Origin of the sequence: Saccharopolyspora montiporae (assembly GCF_015209505.1) — a bacterium.
Lineage (GTDB): Bacteria > Actinomycetota > Actinomycetes > Mycobacteriales > Pseudonocardiaceae > Saccharopolyspora > Saccharopolyspora montiporae.
Map to the genome: position 1 here is coordinate 1 of NZ_JADEYC010000022.1, position 23356 is coordinate 23356.

The following is a 23356-nucleotide window of genomic DNA, read 5'->3' on the forward strand; positions in this document are numbered from 1 at the left end:
AACGGGCAGACCGGGGTGAACACGGCGATGCAGGTGGGGCACAGCCAGTGCTGGGCACTGAGGCGGCGCCACCCCTCACCGCGGGCGATGTCGGCGGCGTCGCCGCGGTGGGGCAGCCATTCGTCCTCGGTGAGCTCGGCCCGGCAGTCGGGCGCGGCGCAGCGCAGCTGCCACCACACGAGGTCACTGCGGCCGACGACGACGCTGGTTGCAGCGGTGTCGAGCGCGAAATCAGCCGCCGTACCGAACGTGGGGAACAGCTCGGTGTCGTTGGCGTCGGGGCCGCCGACCCAGTAGGGCGGCGTGGCCTCGCACCAACTACGCGCCAGCCGGACGGGCCGGTTTTCGCTGACCGCATGCTGGATCCGGGTGCGCACACGTTGGAGTGCGCCGCGCACCACGGGGTTGTGGGTAGCGAGAGCGTCGGCGGGCTGCGTCCAGTCGATGCCGAGTTCACCTAGCAGCGCGGCAAGTTCGCGAGCGTGACCGAGCCCGGCCGGGCCGACGTGCAGCGGCGGGTATCCGGATTCGTGGTGTAGCACGGTCCAGTTTCCGGTGAACCGCCACGCCGCGGCGTGGCCGCGGCGCATGCTCGGAGCCACGAACAGGCCGGGGGTGCGGGTTTTTTCGGCGGGCGTGGGTACCGGGATCGCGGGGTTACCGCGGCCGTTACGCAGGTACCGCACAACCGAGAATGGCGTGGTCTGCGCAGCGTCGGTGGCGTCGAGAACAGCCATGACGTGTCCCTTCTGGGGGTGGGATTGCCTGGGGCGACTGCTGAGTCGGTGGCGAGGAGCCAGCGCGCTGTCGGCGAACATGCTGGGTACTCCGTGCAGGGGGTGGGGCGGCCCCGGCGGGGTGAGAGCTGGCCGGGGCCGCACCGCGGCCGTGGCGTCGGGTCAGGCCAGGTGCCAGTTGCGGAGCTTGTCGGTGTGCACGGTCTGGCTGTAGGCGAGGGCGGTGATGTCCAGGCGCGCCCTGGCTGACTTCAGGTTGCGCAGGGTCGTGTGCGTGGACTCGTGCGCAGCGGTGAGGCGTTCCTGCGTGGCGCGCTGGTAGCGGCTGCTCGCGGCGTCGTGGGTGAGTCGGTGGTCCAGGTCCAGCAAGAGGACGGCGGTGGTGTCGAGGAGGCTGGAGAGCCGGTTGAGAGACCCCGGTATCTCGCCGTAGGTCAGGCTGGGGTGCCGGGCGGCGGCCCGGGCACATGCCAGGGTGTCGACCGCGTCGTCGATGCTGTCGTAGAGACGCATGCGGATCCCTCCGTGGTGGGCTTTCGGGCTCAGGCGGTTGTGTTGCCGAGGTGGCCGTGCCGGGCCAGGCGCAGGGCCAGGCGCTCGACGCGGCGCCACCGGCGGGTCAGCAGAGCGCGGGCGCGCACACGGGCGGCGGGTTCGGTCAGGGCGTCGCGGTGGCCGCGCCGGAGTGTCCGGAAGAGCCGGAGGTCATCGCAGCAGCCGGGTCGGGCCGCCGACAGGGCGCCGCTGCGGTCCCGGAAGCCGAGGAACTGGAAGCCGTGGTTTTCGGTCAGCCAGTGGGCCTCTGCTTCGTGCCCGGCCACCGCGGTGATGAGCGCGCCGTTGAGCTCGTCGCCCTCGGGGTCGTCGCTGTGCTCGATGAGGGCGTAGCCGGTGACGCGGTCTCCCCCTTCGCGCCACAGCCGCATCTCGCGGACGGGGAATCCTGCGGCGAGGGCCGCGATAGCGTGCCCGGCCTCGTGGGCGGCGGCGGGCATCATCAGCTCGGGGTCGTCGATGCCGTCGAAGCGAGGATCGGCGTAGGCGGGTGCGGTCTGCATGCTGTACTCCTCCCGTTGACTACTCTTCGTGTTCGTATGGGGGCGTGCGGGGCCGTGGTTCTGACGTCACTCAAGATCAACTAGGGGTGTTTCGCGCGCGCACGCGCGCGCTCGCGCGTTGAGCGGGAGTGCGGGCGCGCCTGACGTCTAACGTCAGACGCCCGCCCGCCTGTCACGCTGCGTGTTGCGCACCGGCGTCCGTGCCCGTGGCGCGGGGGCGGTAGAGGGCCGCGCGGCCGTCCGTACCGACGCGCTGCAGAAGGGTGCCGTCGAGCTTGGCCAGCTCGCCGGAGATCCACGAGCGGCCGCGGCCGTAGGTCTCCTCCGGGTCGGGGAAGTCCTTCACGCTGATCTCGGTACGCCCCTCGGTGGCCAGCTGCGTGATCCGCTCACGCAGCATCGCCACGGCCTCCTCGCGGGGCGGGCGCCCGCCGGGGAAGTCCAGTGCTGGGACCTGTTCGGGCACGGGCTGGTCGTCGTCGACGTCGGTGTCGACGTCCTCGTCGTCGGGCAGCGGGACCAGGTCGTCGTCGAAGTCGGCGGCCTCGTCCGGGTCGATGTCGTCGAGGGATTCGAAGTCCTCGGTCGGCTCGATCCCCTCGTTTCCGGCGACCATCGTGGGGTTGTCGGTGGCCGGAGCGGTCAGGTCCAGGTAGCGCGCGTCGATGGGGTGCATCGCCGGGCGGATGTCGGCGCATTCGTCGACGGCGGCACGTAGCTGGGCATCGGAATGCAGGTGCGTGCGGGCCGGGGTGGTGTAGCGCTCCTCGCTGATGCCCGGGCCTTCCACGTAGTGGCAGCCGGGTCGGCGGTTCTTCCACCGGTCCGGGCGCGCCCCGGATTCGATGGTGTCCTCGGAGAGGACGAACGCGGCGTCGTCGAGGTCGGCGACGCCGAAGCACCACGTGCCGCCGAGCTGGGAGCGCACATCGGTGGGCATGTTGCGAAAGCTGGGCTTTTGCAGGGAGAACACCAGGCTCATCCCGGCCGAGCGGGCTTCCTGGGCCAGCCGGGTCATGGTCTTGGCGTCGCTGAGCACGCGCGGAGCCTCCTCGATCCAGATCACGAGGTAGGGCAGCCCGTGCTCGCTGTATGCCTCAGGGACCCACTGGTCGTAGCCCCACTCCCCGAGCTGCGAGGCGCGTTCGGTGATCAGCTGGGGCAGGCGCTTGACCGCTTTCTTGCACTGCTTGTCCCCGGTGATGACCGTGTACGGGGTGTCGCCGAGGAACCCGACCGACTGCTCCCCCTTGGACGGGTCCATGAGCACCAGCCCCACGTCCCGGCGGGTCAGGATCTCGGTCCAGCTCTCCTTGGCGCCGTGGGTCTTTCCGGAGCCGTTCATGCCGATCACGGCGTAATGGGTAGCGTTGCGCCCGGTGTCCTTGTCGCCGGGCAGGTAGATCTGCACGGGCTCGGTGTCCTCGTAGACCCCGACCACCAGCGGGTCGGTAATCGACCCGCCCGGGGCCGACGGTCCTGGCCACGCGGTGGGGTGCTTGAGCACGTCCTGCGGCACGATCGTCATCGTGGCCTGCGAGGAGTTGTCCGGGTCCTCGTTGACCCGCACCGCGCCCTTACCGAGCCCGAGCCACCCGGCGATGCGCCCGCTGGCCTTCTGCACGTCACTGACCTCCATCTGCCCCGGGGGCAGCTGTAGCTGGCTGGTGACTCGGTTCGGCTCCACCTGGCTGCCGGTCTGCTTGACCCCGGCGAGCTGGACCTGCTCGAACAGCCCTTCACCGGGCTCGCCATCGCCGCCGCGCCGCAGCGCCTTGTAGATCGACCAGGACACCGCCACCCCGGCCCCGCCGAGCGCCCACAGCTCCAGCAGCGGCGTCTCGGTGGGACCGGCGATGGTGCCGGTGGTCATCCACGCCGCGGTGATCCCGCTGGTGGCGGTGGCGAACTTGCGGGTCATCGCGGCCCGAGCGCGGGCGCACTGCCACGTCACCGCCGTGAGCCCCACCCCCAGCAGCGACATCCCGGCCGAGGCCCACGGTGCGACGCCGGGGTCGGTGGCCAGCCACTCGTGCAGACCCCAGGTCACCGGCCACACCGCGGCGTATCCGGCCCACTCCGGGGCGTACGGGGCCAGCCGCGAGGCCCAGTGCTTGTCCGGGGTGTAGTACCCGAACCCCTGCCCGGGACCGGCGACCGATAGGTGGTCACCGCGTTGGGTGTTCTTGCCAGCCATTGCGCTCCTCTCCCTTCTCGGTGGCCTCTCGGTCGCCGATCCGTCTCATGTGCTCACTCGTCGAACTCGAACTTCTTGCGGGAGTTCTTCTTTCGGGACTCGGTCACCTCGGGCGAGTAGTGCTTGAGGAAGGCCATGTAGGTGCCCACCGCCGACTTCGAGGCCACCTCGACCGCTGAGGCCGCGTGCTTGAGCTGGCGCGAGACGAGCTTGGCGCGCAGCCGCGAGTCCATCCCGCCGGCCTTGGGGTCGGCAGAGCGCACGTACTTCAGGGCGATCTCCAGCTCCTCGGCCGAGACGTGCAGCTCGTGGTACAGCGGGTGGAACAGCTTGCGGGCGTTCTCGCAGTACTTGCGGATGGCCGAGGAGGACACAAAGTCCGGCTCGCCGAGCATTTCGTTGCTCATGAGGACGTCCTTTCGATGCGAGGTCAGGCCGCGATCGGCTCGTCGGCGGCGGTCATGCGGGCACGGGCGGCGTTCAGGGCGTCGCGGGCGGTCCCGTAGCGCACCCCGAGCCGCTGGCGTGCGTCCCGGTAGGCCAGGCCGCGCTTCCCGCCGGTCTCGGCGAGGCGTTGGCGTTCGAGGCGCTCGGCCTGGTCGATCAGCTCTTCCGGGAGCTGCCCGGAAGCGGTCTTTTCGGCGCGTTCGGGCAGTTCCGGAAGCGTTGCGGGGTCGGCAGGGGTCTCGTTCGTCGGGGCGGGGGCGGGCACCTCCTCGCGGTCGGGGTGTGCAGGGATGGAATCGGGATCGGCGGTGTCGTCGACCACGTCCCGGTCCGGGTCTCCGGCCGCCGGGCTCAGCTCCTGGGCAGGCGGCTCGGAGACGGCGGTGCATGGGGAGTCGGTAACGGTCTCGGCAGCACCGTCGGGGGTGGCCTGGTGTGCTTCCCGGCGCTCGGCGATCACGAGCACCATCAGGTGCGACAGCAGCCCGGCCAGCACGACCGGTCCGGCACCGACGGCGACCGCGACCGGGTCCGGCAGCAGCCGGGTTTGCAGGGCGTGCCAGGTGTTGAGCCCGAGCGCAGTACCCCCGGCCAGCAGCAGAACCAGCCACGCCCAGAACCGCACCGCGCGTCTGCCGGTCGTGGTGACCTCGTTGAGCGCCAACAGCGTGGCCAGGTCCGTGGTCAGCGCGAACACCACGGCCAAGGTCTGGCCCAGCAGCGGGCGCACGGTCCCGACCTGCCCGGCGAACGAGAGGCTCAGCGCCCCGGTCATCACCAGGAACAAGCCGGTCTTGCGGATCACCGGGAACTCCCGTGCTTGGTGCGCACGTTCACGGTGCCGCGGCCCAGCGAACGCAGCTCACCGCCGATCTGCACCAGCCACAACCGGACCATGACCGCCGCCCACACCACGCAGACGGCGAACGCAGCCCACGACCAGTCCAACCCGAGCAGCGCTAGCCCCGCAGCGGCCACGCCGAACAGCACCGGCAGGATCAGCAGCTTGATCAGCCGCCACACCGCACGGAACGGCAGCAGCACTACATCAACGGCTTGGGCCATCCTGCTCACCTCCCCGAGCAGCGTTGGCGCGGGCGGCCCACGCTGAGGCCCACGCCTCGATCTCGACCGCGTCGGCCTCCCACGAGATCCCCGGGTCGTCCTGGAAGAGGTGCGCTATGCGCGCGGCGGCCGCCATGCCCGGCACCACCAACGGCAAGAGCTGCCTGCGCTGGGTGTGCAGGACCTGCCAGCGATCCATCCGGAACGTGACCGACCGCGCCTGCTCGTCGACCACCCGAAGCGGCGTGATGGCCACCGGCCCGCTCACGAACTGCACCGGCAGCGGCATCCCGAACGAGTCCTCCCCCAACGAGCACCTGATGCTCAGCTGCTCGTAGCCACCGGGGAACTGCCGGAGGTTCGTCATCTCGACGTGGGCACTCATGCGGCCGCACCACCCTCGATCACGCGGAACGGGCGCAACGGAAGAACCTGCGCGGCACGCGAACCCGCCCGAGCGGTATGCGCGGCGGTGCGGGCCTTCTGCAGCCGGACCAGGACGTCACGCTCGGCCGCGCGGGCCTTGTCCAGGCGCTGCATCGCGAGCTCGTCGGTGACCCCGGCGTCCTCGGCCTCCAACACGGCCGTCTCGGCTGCCAAGACGGCCTCGGCCGCCTCGATCGCCGCCGGGTGGGAAAACAGGTCCTCAACGGCGACGTCCTCCAGGACGAGGGAGTCCGCCGGGTCCTCGCCGGGCCCGGTCGGGTCGTAGTCGCGGACCGCCTGCCTGATCCGGAGCGCGAAGTACTCCGGGTCGATCGTGTGCAAGAACCTTGCTGGTTCGGGCTGTTCGGCCCAGGTCAAGCCAGTGTCGATCACTGCTCTCTCCTTCGCTCTCGTAAGTCGCTGACGTCTGGTGGCGTTGATAGTGAACCCAAAACAGACCTGATGTCAACCCCGAAGCAACCCGGAAATAAAACATCGACCTTTGTGTTGAGTTTGGCTACACTCCTGAAACAGGCCCGGTGTCAAGTGAGGTGCGTATGGATCAAGACCTGGACTGGCGCACTGTCGGCAGGACCGTCACGGCGCGCATGAAGGAACTCGGCCTGCGGCAGCGCGACGTTGCTGACAAGGCCGACGTCGGTTTGTCGACCGTCCAAGAACTCGCCAACGGCAAGGTGCGGGAGCGCAACCCGAAGACGCTCATGGCGATCTCGAACGCACTCGAATGGCCGTCGGGCAAGATCGCGGCGATCGCGCGAGGCAAGCCTGGCGAGGTGGAGTCGACGCTCGAAGAGCGGGTGGCCGCTCTCGAAACCGAGCTTGCTGAAGTCGTGCGACGACTGGACCGGCGCTGATCTGCTCTGCTGCACGTAAGCCAAGGTATGCGCAGGCCAGAGCACTTTGGACCGACTGCGAGTACGGGTCCGAGAGGGGGTGAAGGTGGTGCGGGAACGGAACGGGGACTCAGGACTTACTGCCAGTGAATCGCCGGTGTCCGGCAGGGTTGCGGGGGCTGTCCTGGCGGCTGTTCGGGGACACGTTGGATTGACTCAGCAGGGCTTATCCGAAGTGATGCAGGTGTCGCTGGCGACCGTTCAAGGTTGGGAATCTGGTCGCCGCCCGCTGGTCAACCTGCCGATGGCGCGTTTTGGGAAGCTCAAGCGGGTGCTTCAGCTCGCGACGGTGTCCCCGGGGCACCTGACGGTGCTCTCCGAAGCCATGCAGGCGGACGAGATCCTTTCCGAGGTCGGAACCACAGACCCCGCTGCTCACCCCCTTGCGCTCGTGGTGCCTAACCGTTTGCTGACGGAGCTGCTGGCTTGGCCGATGACGGGCACCCCGCCACGCCAGCTCGCCGACACGAAGGCGCGGCTCGATGTCGCCAAAGGCGAGCGCGATGAGCTCGCGTCCGTCCTACGGACGGTTGCGGACCGAGCTGACCGAGGTGTCCGGGGGCGCCATGCTTCGCCGACAGGCGCAGTACCTCGTTGCAGAGCACGTGAAGTCGGTGGACTGGGTCGCGCAGATGCGGGCCGCCGACGTGCGAGCTTCCAGCGATCTCCGCGAGTGGTCACCGGAGTGGGCAGTCACGAGATCTCGCGCGATCAGCGCCGCCGCAGCCGGTGACCTCGACCCGCTCTCACGGTTCATCCAGCATGGACTCGGGACGGAAACTGCGGTGAAGGCGAACCTGGCGTACTGGGCCTACTGGGTTGGCGAGATCCCTGAGCAGTGGACCAGCGACGCCGAGATGCTGACAGATGGTCAGCCCTGGTCAGGTGAACTGCTGCTCAACTCCCTGCTGGGCGGTTTGGAGAACGCGCCTTACCGGGATCTCTGCGCCCACGCACTAAACGCGCTGATCCCGTACCGCCGGGGTCTGGATCGCCCGGACCTCCGGAAGCGGGTACTCGATGTGATCGACCGGGTGACGGATACCCATGAGTTTGCCCGTGATTCCCTACGCAAGCTTGATCAGCTCTCTTACGCCCTGAGGAGCAGCCATGTCTGATCAGCGATTCGCTGAGATCATCGCGTTCGCCCACGAGTCCGGACACCTCAAGCACACGCGCCGGACCGGCTGGCTCCTCGGCGGTGTCCGCGACGGTGAGAGCGTGGCCGAGCACTCTTACCGCGTGGCGGTACTCGCGTACATCATCGCCGCCTGTGAGGGAGCGAACCCAGAGCGGGCCGCTACCCTAGGGATCTTCCACGACGTGCCCGAAACCCGGATCGGCGACGTTCCCAGTGTCGGTAAGAAGTACATCACCACGGCCAGCCCGCACGACATCATCGCGGACCAGACAGCCGGACTCCCCCCTGAACTGCGAGATCGCATCGTGGGCGCCGTCGACGAGCACGAGTCCGCGAAGACCGCAAGTGCGACGCCAGAGTCCGAGTGCAGTCGCGACGCCGACAAGCTCGAATGCCTGCTCCAAGCTCGGGAATACCAGTGCGAGGGCTATACCCAGCTCGACGAGTGGGTCCGCTCCAGCGCCGAAGCCGTCACCACCGCGACGGGAAGGACGCTCGCTGCAGCGGCGCTGGAGGTATCGCCAGGAGAGTGGTGGGGCTCGTTCGCCCGCGCGGTTGGCCGCTAGCTCGGTTGGCGGCTTTGGCTGGTGACGACGCGCCGCTGCTCTACGCGGGGCACCCTCCGCGATGATCGTGCGGACTCTCGTGCACCCTCGCGGTGGTAAGGCTGGGTGCAGTCGCGATGGTAGGGGTTCGCGAGGCTGGTCCATGGCTACTGAAACGAGCCTCGGCGAGGACTCTAGGCCGGCCCGTCGGTGGCCGGTACGTCCACTGGACGTACAGAGAAACCTCTCACGATTCGTTTACGCAGACCAGGCGCGGTATCTCGTGTCCGCTCAAAATCCGTCCAGTGTGCGTTCGAATCGCACCGGGGGCACCCTCTTCGACCAGGTCAGCGCGGCCGAAGATCCAGATCATGGTTTGGCCTGCTGGGTGCGGCCTTGGGCGCGAGAACACCCAAGGTCGGTATCACTGCGTGATCACAGCACCGTGGACATGGCCGGATCGAGGAGCGAGCGACGGGCTTCCGCGTGGTCGTGTACGCGGGCGTCGACCCGGTGACCGGCAAGCGGGTCTACCTCCGCGGGACGATCAAGGGCACGAGGCTGCTCGCAAGCGCGCCGAGAAGGCTCTGACGAAGCTGCTCAACCAGCACAACGAGCAGCATTCGGCGCCTTCGACGGTCGCTCTCTCCTACGCGCTGGATGAGTGGCTGCGCACGAGCGAGCTCGAAGAGAGCACGCGCCACAACTACGAGGGCTACATCAGGCGCCCGGTCCGGCCCACCCTTGGGGAAACCGCGGTCAACAGGCTCAGCGCGCGACACGCTGGAGAGCTTCTACAGCGAACTCCCCCACTCCCGTCGAGGCTGCCCGGCTCTCGGAGACGGCGTTCGAGATGGACGAGGACTGGGGAACGCTGGTCTGGCTCGCCACGCGATCGCCATTAGCGGATCGCGTAGCTTATTTCTCCGGGAAGGCAGCTAAAATCGCCAAACGAGCCAGCTGGAGAAAAACTCTCCAATTTCAGAGATGAGCGGTACCTGCACACCGTAATTGTATCCCAACATCACCGATATTAATGCAAAAAATAAGCGTAGGTAGCGAAACTTGCGCTCATACAATCCGCCCGCCGACCAGTAGTAAGCACTTGCAAACACGACCAGCAGAAGAATCGTACTAACTCCGAGTCGAAGCCAAAGGAAAAATGACATCTCCGTCATAGCTAGCAGGATGGAGTACGCGGCGGCTACAATGAAGAGAGCAACAAATACCGCCGTCAATGCATACGGCGGTATGGAATATTCGAACGTATCGTCGTCGGCTTCGTAGTAGTTTACGCCGCCGTGGACATCGCGAGCCTGAACAATGTTTTCAGCCTCGCCATAGAATTCATTGTAAATGAAACTATCGTCATCTTCATGATTACTTGAATCACGCATTTTTTCCCTCGGTCGCGTCCCTGTCCAGGATCATTATGCCGGTCGTAAGGCGACGCATGGGCAAGCTCTATTGGATCTGACGAAAACCTCGTGAGGATCACCGGATCGGCCTAGCGAAATGCAACAAGCCGCTACGGGCCGTCATGACGAATGCACCTGGTCGGGATCCGTATCCTGCCGTAGTGGCTGATGAGCGCGGAGCATGGCGGGTGCATGGGGAGAGGACGATCTACGACAACCGGTACGTCCGGCTGGGGCTGGTGGACGTCGAGCCGCCGGATGGGCGGCGGTTCGAGCACCACGTGGTGCATCTGGACCGGGTCGCGGTGGCGCTGATCGTCAACGAGCGGGACGAGGTGCTGATGCTGTGGCGGTACCGGTTCGCTACCGACGAGTGGGGCTACGAGCTACTGGGCGGGCTCGTGGAGGGGGACGAGGCGTCTACAGCGACGGCGTTGCGCGAGGCCAGCGAGGAAAGCGGTTGGGAACCCGTCGGGGACGCTGAGCACCTGGTGAGCTTCGAGCCGATCCCGGGCATGGTCACCTCGCGGTTCGACGTCTTCCTGTGGCGCGGGGCGAAGCACGTCGGTGATCCGACCGATGAGGAGGAAGCCGGGACGGTCGAGTGGGTTCCACTGGAGCGGGTCGTTGAACTCACCCGCGAGCGGAAGCTGCTCGGGTCGGGGACGCTGGTCGCGCTGCTTTACTACCTGGCCTCACGAGGATCCGGGAAGGATCAAACCGCTGAGTCGTCGTAGCTGCCGGTCAGACTTGATCTGCGAGGCGAGACGCTTCGCCTGGCGGGAGTGTTCAGAGCTGATCGGCTTCATCGAACGCGCCAGGGCGTCGTCCCGTTGTCCCACCGCGGATAGCCCTTCGCCGTGCGCGGCGGCCAACCACGCTCGCAACAACGACGGCGCGGCATCTCCGGCCAGTTCACGAGTTGCGGCAAGCTGGTCGGCCGCGGCCTCGGTCTCACCGATTTCGATGCGCACGAACGCTTGCTCAGCGGTGACATGCGCGAGCAGTGGCGCCGACAGCGCCTCTCGTGCGGCGGTTTTCGCTCGCTCGTAGTCCTCCCACGCCTGCCCGTGCGCGCTCCGGTCGAGCGCTTCCCACCCGACAACGTGGACGCTTCGGTGAGCACGCCCTCTCCCAGCGGGTGAGGAGCGAGGAGGGGCACGATGCGCGGCCGACACAAACGACAGAAATGACAGACGTCGACTGTGGCCATGTTTTCGCTGGTCACCCGGCCAACACCGGAGGCAGGATCGCTCGGACAGTAATCGACGGAAAATCTGACGGAAATCGTTCCGGCTGCTCGGGCGCCTGCAGCGGATCGGCGATGGATCAGCGCGACTGCTCGGTTTCCGCGCTGCGGGGGAACGTGGCGTGGACGCGGTAGCCGCCGTCGTCGGTGGGGCCGCTGGTCACGTGTCCGCCTGCGAGGGCGACGCGTTCGCGCATCCCGACGAGACCGAAGCCCGATCTCGGGAGTTCGGCGTTGTTCTCGCGCGGTGCGGGGTCGTTCGTCACGGTGACCCCGACGTCCTCGCGGTGCTCGGCGACGTGGACGCGCACGGCCGCGTTCGGCGCGTGCTTGGCGGCGTTGGTGAGCCCTTCCTGCACCACGCGGTAGGCGGCCCGTCCCGCGGAATCCGGCAGGGCGGGCATCGGATCCGGCGCGCTGAGGCGGATGTTCGCGCCCGCTCGCACCGCATCGTCGACGAGGTCGGTGATTCCGGCCAGGGCGGGCGCCGTCGTGGACTCGGGATCGGTGTCCTCGTCGCGCAGCACGCGCAGCATGTCGCGCAGTTCCTGCATCGCCGTGCTGCTGGTCGCGCGGATGGTCTCGGCGAGTTCACCGCTGGCCTCGTCGGGCGCGTTCACCGCCAGCGCGCCGGCGTGCAGCGACACGATGCCCACCCGGTGCGCCACGACGTCGTGCATCTCGCGGGCGATCCTGCGTCGTTCGGTGACCACCGCGCGTTCGGCGAGCAGCTCCCGCTCGCGTTCGATCTGGTCGGCGCGGGCCCGGTAGTCGGCCAGCGCGCTGCGCCGTTGCCGCGCCCACAGGCCGAACAGCACCGGCAGCGCCGCGCGTGACGCGGTCGTCGTCAACAGGGCGAGGGTGTGGTCCCAGGTGAACTCGCCGAGCACCGTCTGCTGCACCAGCAGGGAAAGCAGGTTCACCGCGCCCGCCGCCCACGTCGGCCACCGCGCTCCGCACCGGCTGGCCACCGTGTACAGCGCGATCTCCGCGACACCGACCACCGGATCGCCGAACAGCCCCACGACCGCGGCGACCAGCGCGACGGCGAACGGGAAGCGCCTGCGCACCGCGAGCGCGCCGAAGCCCACCAGCAACGCCGCCACCGCCGGCGGCGAATCGTCCCCGAGGCGCCCGCCGTGCGAGTAGAGGTGCGCGGCGACGGGGATGGCGGCTACCGCGAGGTCGAACACCAACGACCGAACCCGGCCGCCCCACCACGTCAGAGGTCCGGGATGCGCTTCTGCCGACACGCGGTGCACCGTACGAGGAGCGGGTTCGCGCTCGCCCCGCGGGGCTCGGTCGGCGGGCTCACGTCCCGTGCTCGTACTCATAGCGGGAGGACCGCCCGCACGCGGTACCCGCCGCTGCCGGTGGGGCCGGTCTCCAGCGCACCACCGACGAACGCGGCGCGTTCCCGCATCCCGAGCAGCCCGTATCCGGAACCCGTTGCGGCTGCGCCGGATTCGGTTCCGCGATCGTTGTCGACGGTCAGCACGAGCTGCTCGTCGGCCACCTCGACGTCCACCCGGACGGGAGCTCCGGCGGCGTGCTTGGCCGCGTTCGTCAACGCTTCCTGCACCACCCGGTAGGCGGCGCGACCGACAGCGGGCGACGTCTCGGGCGGCACATCCGGCATCCGCAGGCTGACCTCGGTACCGGCGTCGGCGGTTTCCCGGACCAGCGATGCGACACCGCCCACCGACGGCCCGCTCCGGGCGCCCGCACCACCGTCGTCCTCGTCGTTGCCGGTATCGCGCAGCACCTGGAGCATTTCGCGCAGCTCGGTGAGAGCTTTGGCGCTGTTCTGCCGGATGATCTCGGCTGTTTCGGCGGTGCGCTCGTCGGGTGCCCGCACGGAGAGCGCACCCGCCTGCAGCGTCATCACGCTCGCGCGGTGCGCCACCACGTCGTGCATCTCGCGGGCGATCCGGCGACGTTCCTCGGTCACCGCGCGTTCCGCCAGCAGCGCCTGCTCCCGCTCGGCCCGGTCGATCCGTTCCCGGGTCGCGGTCAGGCTGGCGGCTCGCTGGTGCAGCCACAGGCCGAGCATGAGCGGAACGCTGTAGAGGGCGGCCTTCACGGCCACGCCCAGCAGCACCGGGAAACCGAACCAGACCTCCTGCACCACGATTTCCGCGACCACCAGGCACACGACCGTGAGGCCGCCCGCGCACCACAGCACGAGCCCGGGGCCGCGGCGGCGCGCCAGCGTGTACAGCGCCACCAACGCGGGCAGCGGTGACGCGGTCACCAGCAGCGCCGCGAGCCCCGCGACGATCGCCACTTCCGGGAACCGCCTGCGCAGCAGCAATCCGGCGGTGGCCCCGATGGTCGCCCAGATCATCAGCGGCGTCACCGGGGTGCCGTTGGTCACCGGTCCTGTGCTCAACAGCAGCGCGATCACGAGGTCGAACAGCAACGACCGGACCTTGCCGTCCCACCAGGACAGCCATTGCCGACGATCACCGAGCGCGCGCACCCGGCCGACTCTAGTCCGCACCCGGGTCGATCCCGCCGGCGCCGCCTCCTCCGCCAGCCGCTGTCGACGCCGGTCGCGTCGGATATCGATCACGTCACGACTCGGGCAAACTAGTTGCGTGACACAACTATTTTCGCCCTAGGCTGCGCCCCGTACGCACGGAGTCGAGAAAGGTGGATCGCGTGGCGGAGAACGAGCAGTGGGACATCGTGTCCGGAGTGGGCGTGACCGCCCTCGGAGTCGCCGGTGCCCGGGCCGGGGAGAACCGCCGTCCGGACCGGATCGCGCACGACCCCTACGCCGAGGCCCTCGTCACGGCGGCGAACTCCGGCCTTCCGCTGCTCGGCGACGAGGCCGTCGACGCGATCGGCAGCTTCTGGCACAGCGCGGTCAGCTACATGGGCGTGCGCACGCGGTTCTTCGACGACTTCTTCGAACGAGCCGCCGCGGACGGGATCCGGCAAGCCGTCATCCTGGCCTCCGGACTCGACACCCGCGCCTTCCGGCTGAGCTGGCCGGACGGCTCCCGCGTGTTCGAGATCGACCAGCCGCTGATCTTGAACTTCAAGGACCGCACGCTGCAGGACATCGGCGCCACCCCCACCAGCGAGCACCACCCGATCCCGATCGACCTGCGCGAGGACTGGGCCACCGCGCTGACCGAAGGCGGGTTCGACGCGACGCTGCCGACCGCGTGGCTCGCCGAAGGACTGCTGCTCTACCTGCCCGCCGACGCCGAACACACACTGCTGCGCACCGCCCACGAGTTCTCCGCACCGGGGAGCCGGATCGCGATCGAGAACTACTCCGGCCCGAAACCCTCCATCACCAGCAGCTCGCCCATGCAGGAGGTCGCCGACAGCTGGGGCATCGACGTCGACGAGCTGTTCAGCGGCGAAACCCGGCCGGAGGCCGGCGCGACCCTGACCGCGCTGGGCTGGGAACTGCAGCGGGTGCCGGCACCCGAACTGGCGCGCAGGTTCGGCCGGGACGTCGAGGAGTACTTCGCCACGCTCGACGGAACCCGCACGGAATTCCTCACCGCCGCGCTCCCCGGCTGACCGCGAAGGCCGTCCGCGGGCGGAACGCGACGGGCCCGGGGTCCGGCTGGCGAACCCCGGGCCCGGTCGGTGCGCGTCACCGGATGCTGAGGTCGACCTCGAAGTCGTCACCGCTCTCGAAGTAGTTCGAGTCGTCCTGCGACGGGGAGTAGGTGTCCACGATCATCTTGTTCGCGTCGATGTCGAACTGCAGCATCCGCATGTAGCCGAGGCCGCCTTCGTCGGCGCTCTGGTAGTCGGCGAGGATCTCGGTGACCTGGCGGCCGCCGCCGAGGTCCTTCACGTTGTGCGCCACACCGTGGTAGTGGCCGCCGAGCACCGCCTTGACGTTGTTGTGCGGCTGGACGATCCGCTCGAAGATCTCCTCGCCCTGCTCGCCGTAGGAGCCGTCGGTGTTCAGGTAGGCGTGCACGCTGACGATCGCCGGGGTGTCCGGGTGCTCGGCGAGCACCTGCTCGGCCCAGGCGAAGTCGTCCTCGTTCATGTTCCAGGTCAGGTTCAGCATGAGGACCTGCTTGCCGCCGACGTCGACGAGGTCGTAGCTCTGCCGGTTGTCCTCGTGCGATCCGCCACGGGTGGCCTGGTCGGCGAACCGGTCGTCACCGAAGTAGTCGTGGTAGAGACCGGTGGCGCCGCGGTCGTGGTTGCCCTCGACCACGCCGTACGGCTGGCCGGCGTCGTCGAGCTTCTGCATCGCGGCGTCGGCGTTCTTCCACTGCTTCTCGATGGGGGCCTTGTCGACGATGTCGCCGGTGTGCGTCGTGTAGGAGATCTTGCGCTGCTCGGCGTTGTCGGCGATCCACTGGGTCTGCGCGTCGAAGTGCTCGGGGTGGCTCTCCGAGTAGTACTGCGTGTCGGGCAGCCAGGCGATCGCGCCGTCGTAGGTGCTCGGGTCGGGCAGCTCGTCGGCCTTGGGGGCAGCCAGCGCACTCGGGGCGGCCAGGCAGGTGACGGCGGTCAGCGTCGTCGCGGCCGCGACGAACGGGAAGCGGGTGTGAACCTTCACGGCGACTCCTCGGCATGCTTGTCGGACGGCAGCATCGTCACCCGACCGAGTGCATCGGGCCGGAAGTGAAATCGTCGTGATGGTGAACTCGTCCTGAACGCCCCGTCCGGGCGCGCGGCGCCTGTCGTGCGACGCTGTGCCCAGTACCGAGCCGAGGAGCTGGACGTTGATGAACGAGCACGGCGGTCTGCCGGCCAAAGACCGCCCGGGCCGCTCCGCCTGGCTCGGGCCGGCGAGTCTGGCGTTGGGGATGCTCTCCTGGGCACTGCCCGGCGGAGGTGCCGCGCTGGCCGCCGCGGCACTGGTGTGCGGGGTCGTTTCGATGCGCACCCGGGGCGCCTACCGGATCGACGGGACGGCCGTCGCCGGTTCCGGGGTCGCGGTCGGCCAGCTGGTGATGTCGCTGCTCGTGGTGGGTGCGACGCAGGAGCGGTGAACCGCGCACCGGTAGCGTCGCGGACATGCGGACACCTCCGGACGATCTGCCGACCCGAGCCGTGCCGGACGGGCTGCGCACTTTCGGCATCGAACCCGCGGAGTGGGACTACCTGCCGGTCGGGTTCGGTGATCACCACTGGTCGGTGCGCGATGCGGGCGGTGGCGGGTGGTTCGCCTCGGTCGCCGATCTGCAGCACAAGCCGCACTGCGGCGCGGATCCGCGCAGCGCGCTGGCCGGGTTGCGCGCAGCGATGGACACGGCGCGGGAGGTGCGCGATGCGGGCGCCGATTTCGTGGTCGCCCCGGTCCGCACGCAGCGGGGCGCGACGGCGGTTCCGCTCGGCGAGCGCTATGCGCTGAGCGTTTTCCCCGATGTGCCGGGTGAAACGGGCGAGTTCGGCGAGCGGCTCACCGACGAGGACTTGCAGCGGGTGCTGAAGCTGCTCGCGCGCCTGCACACCGCGGCACCGCCGGACTCCGCACCGCTGTCCGCGCTGGAGCCCGATGGGCTGGACCGGTTGACGGCCGTGCTGCGCGAGATCGGCGAACCCTGGCAGGGCGGATCGTATTCGGACGCCGCGCAGCAGCTCGTCGCCGAGCACGCGGCGGCGGTGGGCGCGGCGGTGCGCGAGTTGCGCAGCCGGGCCCGGGAGCTGCGGTCTGGCCGCCCGGCCGCGGTGGTCACGCACGGAGAACCGCACCGCGGCAACCTGATCCGCACCGCCGCCGGGTTCGTGCTGGTCGACTGGGACACGGTGGCGCTGGCACCGCCGGAGCGCGACCTGGCGGTGGTCGGTGGCGATCCCGAGGTGTTCGGGACCTATGCGGCGACCACCGGGCACACCCCGGATCCCGGGGCGATCGCGCTGTACCGGCTGCGGTGGAGCCTCACCGACGTGGTCGAGTTCGTCGACCTGTTCCGCGCGCCGCACGCCGCGACCGAGGACACGGCCGCGGCGCTGGACGGGTTGCGCAGCACCTTGCTGGACCTGGCCTGACCGGTGTCACCGTGCCGCGGCGAGTTCCGCGGCGTGCACGGCGGGCAGTCCGTTGCTGGCGGCGAACTCCAGCAGCTCCTCGTCGTCGGCCATGTGCACCGGGTCGAGCGGGCTGACCAGCGGCGCGTACACGCCGGCCAGGGGTTCTCCGGCGACCTCGGGCAGCGCCAACGCGGCTTCGGCCAGGCTCGGTGCGCCGAAGGCGGGGAGGTCGCCGACCGCGACGGGGACGAGGTGGCCGGGGCGGGTGAAGTCGCCGGGCACGGCGGCCGGGGAGGCCAGCCCCCGCGCGGCCAGCGCCCGGTCCGCGGCCGAGATCCCGGTGGAGATGCCGCCGTCGGCGTCCACGCTCACGCACCACACCGGTCCGGGGTTCGGTTCGCTGCGCGGGGCCATGGGCGGGAGTTCGAGCTGGTCGCAGCGCTGGGCGGGCAGCGCCACGCAGACCAGGCCCGAGCTGTACCGGATGGCGTGCGCCATCCAGGCGGTGCTCACCCGGGCCGCGGACAGCACGATGCCGCCGTCGCCGGTCCCGCACCCGTGCACGACGACCGGGCGTCCGGTGGCGAATTCCAGTGCTGCCAACCGGATCCGGCGCGGATTCGGCTCCAGCGTGGTCACCGCTACCTGCTGCTGCATCATCGCTGCACCTCTCGCGCTCCGCGACCGACCCCCGGGCATCCAGGTGAAAATCGGTTCGCTGCCATTGATTTCGTGATCGCCCACTGCGCGGGCCTTGTAGCTGACCGGGTTGTGCACGGCCAGGGTGTGCGCGTTGCGCCAGTGCCCGTCCAGCGCCCGGTCGGCACCGGCGACCGATGCGCCGCCGACGTCGAACAGCCGGTTCACGGCCCTGCGTGACGTCGGCACGCAGCAGGAGTCGGGCGATCCACCGGTTCTCGTCGAGCGGTCCGCTGCGGCGGCGGGATCGGCGGCGCACGTCAGATCTGCCCGGTGCGCGGCGGGTGCTCGCCGGTGAGCGCGTAGCGGCCGATGTGCTGGATCTTCCAGCGCACCGGGTCGTGCAGGGTGTGCGTGCGGGCATTGCGCCAGTGCCGGTGCAGGTTGGCGGTATCCAGCGCCGAGCGCGTGCCGGAGACCTCGAACAGCGCGCTGCCCAGCTCGACGGCGGCCCCGTCGGCGGCGGCTTTGGCGGTGGCCACGGAAATCGAGGCGGCCGCGGCGGATGCGTCGTCGAGGTCCTGGCGCGCTCGGTCGATGGCGGCGCCGGCCTCGGCCAGCAGCGCTTCGGCCGCGCGGACCCGGACGGTGAGCTCGCCGAAGCGTTGGATGGTCAGCGGGTCCTGGTCGGCGCGCTCGACGCCCGCCTCCCCCCACGGGCGGGACGTGTTGCGCACGAACTCGGCCGCTTCCTCCAGCGCGCCGCGGGCGATGCCGGTGTCGATGGCGGCGTGCACGGCTTGGGCGAGCGCACCGTGCAGCTGCGGGCGGTCGAACGTGAGGTGGTGGGCGACGATGTGCTCGGCCGGCACGGGGACGCCGTCCAGCCGCACGGTGCCGCTGGCGGTGGTGCGCTGGCCCATGCCGCCCCAGTCGTCGACCACGGTCAGGCCCGGTGCGTCGTGCGGGACGTAGGCCACCCGCAACCGGTCCTGCGGATCCTTGGCCAGCACCGGGATCCAGTCGGCCAGCAGCGCTCCGGTGGAATACCCCTTGGTGCCGTCGAGCCGGTAGCCCACGCCGTCCGGGATCAGCCGGGTGCGGATGTCCTGCACGGTGGGGCTGCCGGTTTCGGACTGCGCGTTGCCGAACCGCTTGCCCGCGAGGACCTCGGCGAAGAAGTACCGCTGCTGCTCGGCGGTTCCGTTCTCGCGCAGCACGTTGATGTAGGCGATGTGGCTCTGCGGGATCTGCGCGATGTTCGGGTCCGCGGTGGCCAGCAGCCGGAACACCTCGACGAGCGTGCCGGTGGACAGCTCGGCGCCGCCGTGCTCGCGCGGCACCGTGCCGGCCAACAGCCCGGATCGGGACAGCGCGTCGAGCTCGGCGCGCGGGAGGCGTCGGTGCGTGTCGCGGTCGGCGGCGTCGGCGGCGAACCGGCGGGCGAATTCGGCGGCGAGTTCCCGCGCGTGGGCGTCGTCGCGCACCCGGTCGGCCCGGACCTGCGGGGATGCGGTCATGGTCGTGGTCCTCCGCTCACGTGTACCAGGTGGGTTGCGGCAGTTCGCCGACCAGCGCGTACCGGCCGACTTCGGCGCGCTTGTAGGGCACCGGGTCGTGCAGGGTGTGCGTGCGCAGGTTGCGCCAGTAGAGGTCCAGGCCCACCTCGTTGGCGGTGGCGCGGGCGCCGGTCACTTCGAAGATGCGGTTGGCGATCTCCAGGCCGGTGTCGGCGATGCGCTGCTTGGCGGCGGCGATGCGCACCGCGACCTCGCCGCGCTGCTGCTCGGTGACCGATTCCCGTTCGGTGTGCAGGATCTCGGACAGTTCGGCACCGGCGCGGTCGATGAGCGCCTCGGCGGCCCACAGCTTGGCCTGCAGATCGCCGTAGGTGTCCAGCACGTGGAATTCCTCGGTGGCCGTGTCCTTGTTGTCCCCGCCGTAGGGCCAGGGCCGGGTGCGCCGGGTGGTGTAGGAGACGCCGGCCTGCAGGGCCCCGTGTGCGATGCCGAGGTAGAAGTTGGCGAAGACCAGCTGGATGGTCGGCACGTTGAGCGTGTTGTAGACCAGCGGCCGGAAGACTTTGTCCACGTAGCCGGCCGCGCCCGACCACGGCACCCGGACGTCGCGGATCTCGACGCTGCCGGATTCGGTCAGCCGCTGGCCCAGGTTGTCCCAGTCGTCGCCGAACACGATGCCGTCCTGCGCGGATTCGACGATGGCGAACACGTGCTGGTCCGTGCCTCGAAGCACGCCTTCCAGCACGGTCAGGTCGGAGACCTTGCTGCCGGTGGAGAACGACTTCGTGCCGTTGAACGCGATCTCGTCGCCCTCATCGGTGATCACCAGGTCGCCGTCCCGCGGGTTGACGGCACCGCCGAAGAACAGGTTCCCGGCGGTGTAGAGCTCTTCGACGGCGGCGATCTGCTCCGGCGTGCCGACGAGCCGCACCGCCCACGCCCACAGGTAGTGGTAACCGAGCAGCTGGCCGAGGGACCCGTCACCGGCCGCCACCTCGCGCGTCACGCGGTAGGCGGTCTCCCAGGACTGGCCGCCTCCCCCGTGCTCACGCGGGCCGAGCAGCGTCCCGAGCCCGGAATCCTTGAGCAGCTGCACCTCGCGGTGCGGGGTCGCTCCGAGGCGGTCGCGTTCGACGGCGTCGGCGGCCAGTACCTCGGCGACTTCGCGGGCGCGGTGCACCCACTGCTGCGCGGTGTCCGGGCGATCGGTCCAGTCGCGCTCGATTGCTGTGCTCATCTGCGCGTTCTCCTCTGCGTTCGTGCTCTCAGCGGGCGTTGCCGACGCCGATCGGGTCACCGGTGGCGTCGAGTTCGGCTTCCAGTTCGCGCACGATGGGCAGGACTTCGCGGCCGAACTGCTCGACGTCGTCTTGGAAGTGCAGGAATCCGAGCAGCAGCAGGTTCGCGCCGCGCTTCTTGTACTCGATGGCCCGGCGGGCGATCTGCTCGGGTGTTCCGATGAGCCGGGTCTTGAACCCGTCGTTGTACTGCACCAAGTCGGCGAAATCGGAGTCCGCCCACATGCCCTTGCCGTCCTTCGTGGACTGTCCGGCCTGGCGGACCTGCTCGCGGAATCCTTGCACCGCCTGCACGTCCGCCTTGTCCACGATCTCGCGCAGCACCTCGCGGGCCTGCTGCTCGGTGTCCCGGGCGATGAGGAACCCGTTGAGCGCGAAGCCGACGGTCCGGCCGTGCGCGCGGGCCACGGCGTTGACGTCGGCGACCTGCTCGGTGAATCCGTCGAAGTCCTTGCCGTTGCTGAAGTACCAGTCCGAGACGCGCCCGGCCTGGGCGCGGGCGGCGCTGGAATTGCCGCCCTGGAAGATCTCCGGATGCGGGCGGCCGGGGACCGGGTGCGGGCCGGGACGCAGGCTGAACTCGTGGATCCGGTAGAAGTCCCCGGCGAACTCGAAGGCTTCCTCGGTCCACAACCCGCGCAGCACGCGGATGAACTCCTCGGTGCGTCGGTAGCGCTCGTCGTGTTCGAGCCAGGGTTCGCCGAGCCCGGTGAACTCGTCCTTGAACCAGCCGCTGACGATGTTCACCGCGAATCGGCCCTGGGACAGGATGTCGGCGGTGTTGCCGAACTTGGCCAGGATTCCCGGATGCCACAACCCGGGATGCGCGGCGACGATTAGCTTGAGCCGTTCGGTGGCCAGCAGCAGGGCGAGGCTGAACGCGGCCGGGTCGTGCTGCTGGGCGGCGCCGTAGCTGGAGGCGTAGCGCACCTGGCTCAGCGCGTAGTCGAAGCCGTTGCGTTCGGCCAGCTGGGCCAGCGTCGTGTTGTATTCGAAGCTGAAGTCGGTGCGCTGCTCGATGGTGCTGGTCACCAGGCCACCGTTGACGTTGGGCACCCAGTAGGCGAACTTCAGCGGCTCCGCGGGTGTGCTCATCACTCACTCCGATTGACGACTAAGTCGATCCGAATGGTATAGATTCCCGGCGCGTTCGGTCACCCACCTCCCAGGGAGCAGGAAATCCCAGATCACCGGGGGTGCGACCGCCCGCGGGACTCAGCCGTGCAGCACGGTCAACCACCCGGCCAGCGCTAGCAGCGTCACCAGCAGCACGGGCAGCGTCAGCACCACACCGGTGCGGAAGTAGCGGCCCCAGCCGATGTGCAGGCCGCGCTGGGCCAGCACGTGCAACCACAGCAGGGTGGCCAGGCTGCCGATCGGCGTGATCTTCGGACCGAGGTCGGAGCCGATCACGTTGGCGTAGACCATCGCCTCGTGCACCGCCCCGCCCGCCCCGGTACCGGCGATGGCCAACGCGACCACGAGCACCGTCGGTAGGTTGTTCATCACCGAGGCCAGCACCGCGACCACCAGCCCGGTGCCCAGCGCCGCCGCGAGCACGCCGTGCCCGGCGACACCGCCGAGCAGCGCGCCGAGGTGCTCGGTGAGCCCCTGGTTGCGCAACCCGTAGACGACCACGTACATCCCGATGCTGAACAGCACGATCTGCCACGGCGCCTCGCGCACCACCCGGCGCACATCGATCGCCACGTGCTCCCGCTCCGGCGCCCCGCCCGCGGCGACCGGAACCCGCGCCGGCGCACCGGCCGCCACCGCGAGCAGCACCACCGCCCCCGCACCGGCCACGACCGACAGCGGGACGCCGAGCGGATCCGCGGCGAAATACCCGACGAGCAGCGCGGCCAGCACGACCCAACCCACCCGGAACGTGGTCCGGTCGCGCACCGCCGAACCCGGTTCCGGCAGACCGCTCGGGTCGTAGCGGGCCGGGATGTCGCGGTGAAAGTAGCCGAACAGCACCCCCAGGCTGGCCAACACGGACACCGCGCTCACCGGCACCATCACCAGCGCGTAGCGGGTGAAACCGATGCCGAAAAAGTCGGCGGAGACGATATTGACGAGGTTGGACACCAGCAGCGGCAGGCTTCCGGTGTCCGCGATGAACCCGGTGGCCAGCACGAACCCGAGCGCGGCCCGCTGCGGGAAGCGCAGCGCCACCAGCATTTGCAGCACGATCGGCGTGAGGATCAGCGCGGCGCCGTCGTTGGCGAACACCGCGGAGATCACCGCGCCGAGCAGGATCACCAGCGCGAACAGTGCCCGGCCGCTCCCCCGGCCCAACCGCGCGACGTGCAGCGCGGCCCACTCGAACATGCCGCACGCGTCCAGCAGCAACGAGATCAGCACGATGGCGACGAAGGCCAGCGTGGCGTTCCACACCAGCGACACGACCTCGGGCACATCACCGGGCCGCACCACCCCGGTCAGCAACGCGACACCCGCGCCGGCCAGCGCGCTCCACCCGATGCCGAGCCCGCGCGGCCGGACGATCACCAGCGCCAAGGTGCCCAGGAAGATCAGGATCGCCAGCGCGGTCACCGGTGCCCGCCTCCCCGGCAGCACCGCACCGCGCGCACCCCGAGCTGCACTCCCCCACTCACCCGAAGCACGCTAGGTCCCGCCGGTCACGAAGCCGCGCCCGGGTGCGCGGGCCGGAGGTCCCCTCGGCAGCGGTGGGGTCGCCGTAGGCGTAGGTGTAGGGGTTGAGTTCTTGG

Annotated in this window: 26 protein-coding genes; 7 read left to right on the top strand and 19 right to left on the bottom strand. The window is 69.5% G+C overall.

All coding sequences use genetic code 11. The features are described 5' to 3' along the window. From IQ251_RS14095 to IQ251_RS14135, 9 genes are all read right to left on the bottom strand, one after another. A partial coding sequence (locus tag IQ251_RS14095; protein ID WP_193929032.1) for a hypothetical protein occupies positions 1-737 on the bottom strand: 737 nt, incomplete at its 3' end. 162 nt (positions 738-899) lie between these two features. Continuing rightward, the gene (locus IQ251_RS14100; RefSeq protein ID WP_193929033.1) at positions 900-1250 is read right to left on the bottom strand and encodes a hypothetical protein; all 351 of its coding nucleotides are present in this window, start codon (positions 1248-1250) and stop codon (positions 900-902) included. Between the two features lie 29 nt (positions 1251-1279). Then, entirely contained in the window at positions 1280-1795 is a 516-nt protein-coding gene (locus IQ251_RS14105; protein ID WP_193929034.1) for a hypothetical protein, read from the bottom strand. 172 nt (positions 1796-1967) lie between these two features. Continuing rightward, a complete protein-coding gene (gene traB, locus IQ251_RS14110; RefSeq protein WP_193929035.1) occupies positions 1968-3992 on the bottom strand; it encodes a plasmid transfer protein TraB in 2025 nt (674 codons plus the stop codon). A gap of 53 nt (positions 3993-4045) precedes the next feature. Continuing rightward, positions 4046-4426, bottom strand: coding sequence for a plasmid transfer protein TraA (gene traA, locus IQ251_RS20290; RefSeq protein ID WP_370591403.1), 381 nt, complete (start codon positions 4424-4426; stop codon positions 4046-4048). Further along, positions 4423-5244, bottom strand: a complete 822-nt coding sequence (locus tag IQ251_RS20295; RefSeq protein WP_193929037.1) for a hypothetical protein — start codon at positions 5242-5244, stop codon at positions 4423-4425. The genes traA and IQ251_RS20295 overlap by 4 nt, the downstream gene beginning before the upstream one ends. Then, positions 5241-5504: a hypothetical protein gene (locus tag IQ251_RS14125; protein ID WP_193929038.1), complete on the bottom strand. Its 264-nt coding sequence runs from the start codon at positions 5502-5504 to the stop codon at positions 5241-5243. Before IQ251_RS14125 ends, IQ251_RS20295 begins: the two co-directional genes overlap by 4 nt. Further along, a complete protein-coding gene (locus tag IQ251_RS14130; RefSeq protein ID WP_193929039.1) occupies positions 5488-5889 on the bottom strand; it encodes a hypothetical protein in 402 nt (133 codons plus the stop codon). Before IQ251_RS14130 ends, IQ251_RS14125 begins: the two co-directional genes overlap by 17 nt. Beyond that, a complete protein-coding gene (locus IQ251_RS14135) occupies positions 5886-6323 on the bottom strand; it encodes a hypothetical protein (protein WP_193929040.1) in 438 nt (145 codons plus the stop codon). Before IQ251_RS14135 ends, IQ251_RS14130 begins: the two co-directional genes overlap by 4 nt. Before the next feature lie 164 nt (positions 6324-6487). Between IQ251_RS14135 and IQ251_RS14140 the strand changes: the two genes are divergently transcribed. The 3 genes from IQ251_RS14140 to IQ251_RS14155 all read left to right on the top strand — a co-directional run bounded on the left by IQ251_RS14140 (position 6488) and on the right by IQ251_RS14155 (position 8551). Continuing rightward, positions 6488-6805: a helix-turn-helix domain-containing protein gene (locus IQ251_RS14140; RefSeq protein WP_193929041.1), complete on the top strand. Its 318-nt coding sequence runs from the start codon at positions 6488-6490 to the stop codon at positions 6803-6805. Between the two features lie 542 nt (positions 6806-7347). Continuing rightward, positions 7348-7962, top strand: a complete 615-nt coding sequence (locus tag IQ251_RS19790) for a hypothetical protein (protein ID WP_228046887.1) — start codon at positions 7348-7350, stop codon at positions 7960-7962. Beyond that, positions 7955-8551 carry an HD domain-containing protein gene (locus IQ251_RS14155; protein ID WP_193929044.1) on the top strand — a complete coding sequence of 199 codons (597 nt, stop codon included), beginning with the start codon at positions 7955-7957 and terminating at the stop codon, positions 8549-8551. Before IQ251_RS19790 ends, IQ251_RS14155 begins: the two co-directional genes overlap by 8 nt. Before the next feature lie 917 nt (positions 8552-9468). Here IQ251_RS14155 and IQ251_RS14160 read toward each other — a convergent pair. Continuing rightward, the gene (locus IQ251_RS14160) at positions 9469-9927 is read right to left on the bottom strand and encodes a hypothetical protein (protein ID WP_193929045.1); all 459 of its coding nucleotides are present in this window, start codon (positions 9925-9927) and stop codon (positions 9469-9471) included. A gap of 182 nt (positions 9928-10109) precedes the next feature. On the opposite strand from IQ251_RS14160, the gene IQ251_RS14165 reads away from it, so the two are divergent. Beyond that, on the top strand, positions 10110-10685 hold the full coding sequence (locus IQ251_RS14165) for an NUDIX hydrolase (protein WP_193929046.1): 576 nt from the start codon (positions 10110-10112) through the stop codon (positions 10683-10685). Here IQ251_RS14165 and IQ251_RS14170 read toward each other — a convergent pair. The 3 genes from IQ251_RS14170 to IQ251_RS14180 form a co-directional block, all read right to left on the bottom strand. Next, entirely contained in the window at positions 10644-10922 is a 279-nt protein-coding gene (locus IQ251_RS14170) for a hypothetical protein (protein ID WP_193929047.1), read from the bottom strand. The two genes, IQ251_RS14165 and IQ251_RS14170, sit on opposite strands and share 42 nt — an antisense overlap. 355 nt (positions 10923-11277) lie before the next feature. Beyond that, positions 11278-12450: a sensor histidine kinase gene (locus IQ251_RS14175; protein ID WP_370591401.1), complete on the bottom strand. Its 1173-nt coding sequence runs from the start codon at positions 12448-12450 to the stop codon at positions 11278-11280. Positions 12451-12527: 77 nt separating this feature from the next. Then, the gene (locus tag IQ251_RS14180) at positions 12528-13679 is read right to left on the bottom strand and encodes a histidine kinase (protein WP_193929049.1); all 1152 of its coding nucleotides are present in this window, start codon (positions 13677-13679) and stop codon (positions 12528-12530) included. A 182-nt stretch (positions 13680-13861) separates the two neighbouring features. On the opposite strand from IQ251_RS14180, the gene IQ251_RS14185 reads away from it, so the two are divergent. After that, positions 13862-14740, top strand: a complete 879-nt coding sequence (locus IQ251_RS14185; protein ID WP_193929050.1) for an SAM-dependent methyltransferase — start codon at positions 13862-13864, stop codon at positions 14738-14740. Positions 14741-14816: 76 nt separating this feature from the next. On the opposite strand, the gene IQ251_RS14190 is transcribed toward IQ251_RS14185, so the two are convergent. After that, a complete protein-coding gene (locus IQ251_RS14190; RefSeq protein ID WP_193929051.1) occupies positions 14817-15746 on the bottom strand; it encodes a metallophosphoesterase in 930 nt (309 codons plus the stop codon). A 169-nt stretch (positions 15747-15915) separates the two neighbouring features. Between IQ251_RS14190 and IQ251_RS14195 the strand changes: the two genes are divergently transcribed. Both IQ251_RS14195 and IQ251_RS14200 read left to right on the top strand, forming a co-directional pair. Beyond that, a complete protein-coding gene (locus IQ251_RS14195) occupies positions 15916-16182 on the top strand; it encodes a hypothetical protein (RefSeq protein WP_193929052.1) in 267 nt (88 codons plus the stop codon). 25 nt (positions 16183-16207) lie between these two features. After that, entirely contained in the window at positions 16208-17182 is a 975-nt protein-coding gene (locus IQ251_RS14200; protein WP_193929053.1) for a phosphotransferase, read from the top strand. A 6-nt stretch (positions 17183-17188) separates the two neighbouring features. Here IQ251_RS14200 and IQ251_RS14205 read toward each other — a convergent pair whose 3' ends face one another. From IQ251_RS14205 to IQ251_RS14225, 5 genes are all read right to left on the bottom strand, one after another. Then, positions 17189-18031 carry a 3,4-dihydroxy-2-butanone-4-phosphate synthase gene (locus IQ251_RS14205; RefSeq protein WP_370591402.1) on the bottom strand — a complete coding sequence of 281 codons (843 nt, stop codon included), beginning with the start codon at positions 18029-18031 and terminating at the stop codon, positions 17189-17191. Between the two features lie 92 nt (positions 18032-18123). Then, positions 18124-19323, bottom strand: a complete 1200-nt coding sequence (locus tag IQ251_RS14210; protein ID WP_193929054.1) for an SfnB family sulfur acquisition oxidoreductase — start codon at positions 19321-19323, stop codon at positions 18124-18126. 16 nt (positions 19324-19339) lie between these two features. Then, positions 19340-20560, bottom strand: coding sequence for an acyl-CoA dehydrogenase family protein (locus tag IQ251_RS14215; RefSeq protein WP_193929055.1), 1221 nt, complete (start codon positions 20558-20560; stop codon positions 19340-19342). A 28-nt stretch (positions 20561-20588) separates the two neighbouring features. After that, entirely contained in the window at positions 20589-21716 is a 1128-nt protein-coding gene (gene sfnG / locus IQ251_RS14220) for a dimethylsulfone monooxygenase SfnG (protein ID WP_193929056.1), read from the bottom strand. Between the two features lie 120 nt (positions 21717-21836). Further along, complete coding sequence (locus IQ251_RS14225; RefSeq protein ID WP_193929057.1) at positions 21837-23180, bottom strand: arsenic transporter; 1344 nt, start codon at positions 23178-23180, stop codon at positions 21837-21839. Positions 23181-23356 lie beyond the last annotated feature (176 nt).

Excerpts from the sequence above, each read along its gene's own strand:
- IQ251_RS14125 (WP_193929038.1), bottom strand. The coding sequence starts at position 5,504 with ATGGCCCAAGCCGTTGATGTAGTGCTGCTGCCGTTCCGTGCGGTGTGG.
- IQ251_RS14140 (WP_193929041.1), top strand. The coding sequence starts at position 6,488 with ATGGATCAAGACCTGGACTGGCGCACTGTCGGCAGGACCGTCACGGCG.
- IQ251_RS14100 (WP_193929033.1), bottom strand. The coding sequence starts at position 1,250 with ATGCGTCTCTACGACAGCATCGACGACGCGGTCGACACCCTGGCATGT.
- traB (WP_193929035.1), bottom strand. The coding sequence starts at position 3,992 with ATGGCTGGCAAGAACACCCAACGCGGTGACCACCTATCGGTCGCCGGT.
- IQ251_RS14195 (WP_193929052.1), top strand. The coding sequence starts at position 15,916 with ATGAACGAGCACGGCGGTCTGCCGGCCAAAGACCGCCCGGGCCGCTCC.
- IQ251_RS14215 (WP_193929055.1), bottom strand. The coding sequence starts at position 20,560 with ATGAGCACAGCAATCGAGCGCGACTGGACCGATCGCCCGGACACCGCG.
- IQ251_RS14210 (WP_193929054.1), bottom strand. The coding sequence starts at position 19,323 with ATGACCGCATCCCCGCAGGTCCGGGCCGACCGGGTGCGCGACGACGCC.
- IQ251_RS19790 (WP_228046887.1), top strand. The coding sequence starts at position 7,348 with ATGAGCTCGCGTCCGTCCTACGGACGGTTGCGGACCGAGCTGACCGAG.
- IQ251_RS14200 (WP_193929053.1), top strand. The coding sequence starts at position 16,208 with ATGCGGACACCTCCGGACGATCTGCCGACCCGAGCCGTGCCGGACGGG.
- sfnG (WP_193929056.1), bottom strand. The coding sequence starts at position 21,716 with ATGAGCACACCCGCGGAGCCGCTGAAGTTCGCCTACTGGGTGCCCAAC.
- IQ251_RS14155 (WP_193929044.1), top strand. The coding sequence starts at position 7,955 with ATGTCTGATCAGCGATTCGCTGAGATCATCGCGTTCGCCCACGAGTCC.
- IQ251_RS14130 (WP_193929039.1), bottom strand. The coding sequence starts at position 5,889 with ATGAGTGCCCACGTCGAGATGACGAACCTCCGGCAGTTCCCCGGTGGC.
- IQ251_RS14105 (WP_193929034.1), bottom strand. The coding sequence starts at position 1,795 with ATGCAGACCGCACCCGCCTACGCCGATCCTCGCTTCGACGGCATCGAC.
- IQ251_RS14160 (WP_193929045.1), bottom strand. The coding sequence starts at position 9,927 with ATGCGTGATTCAAGTAATCATGAAGATGACGATAGTTTCATTTACAAT.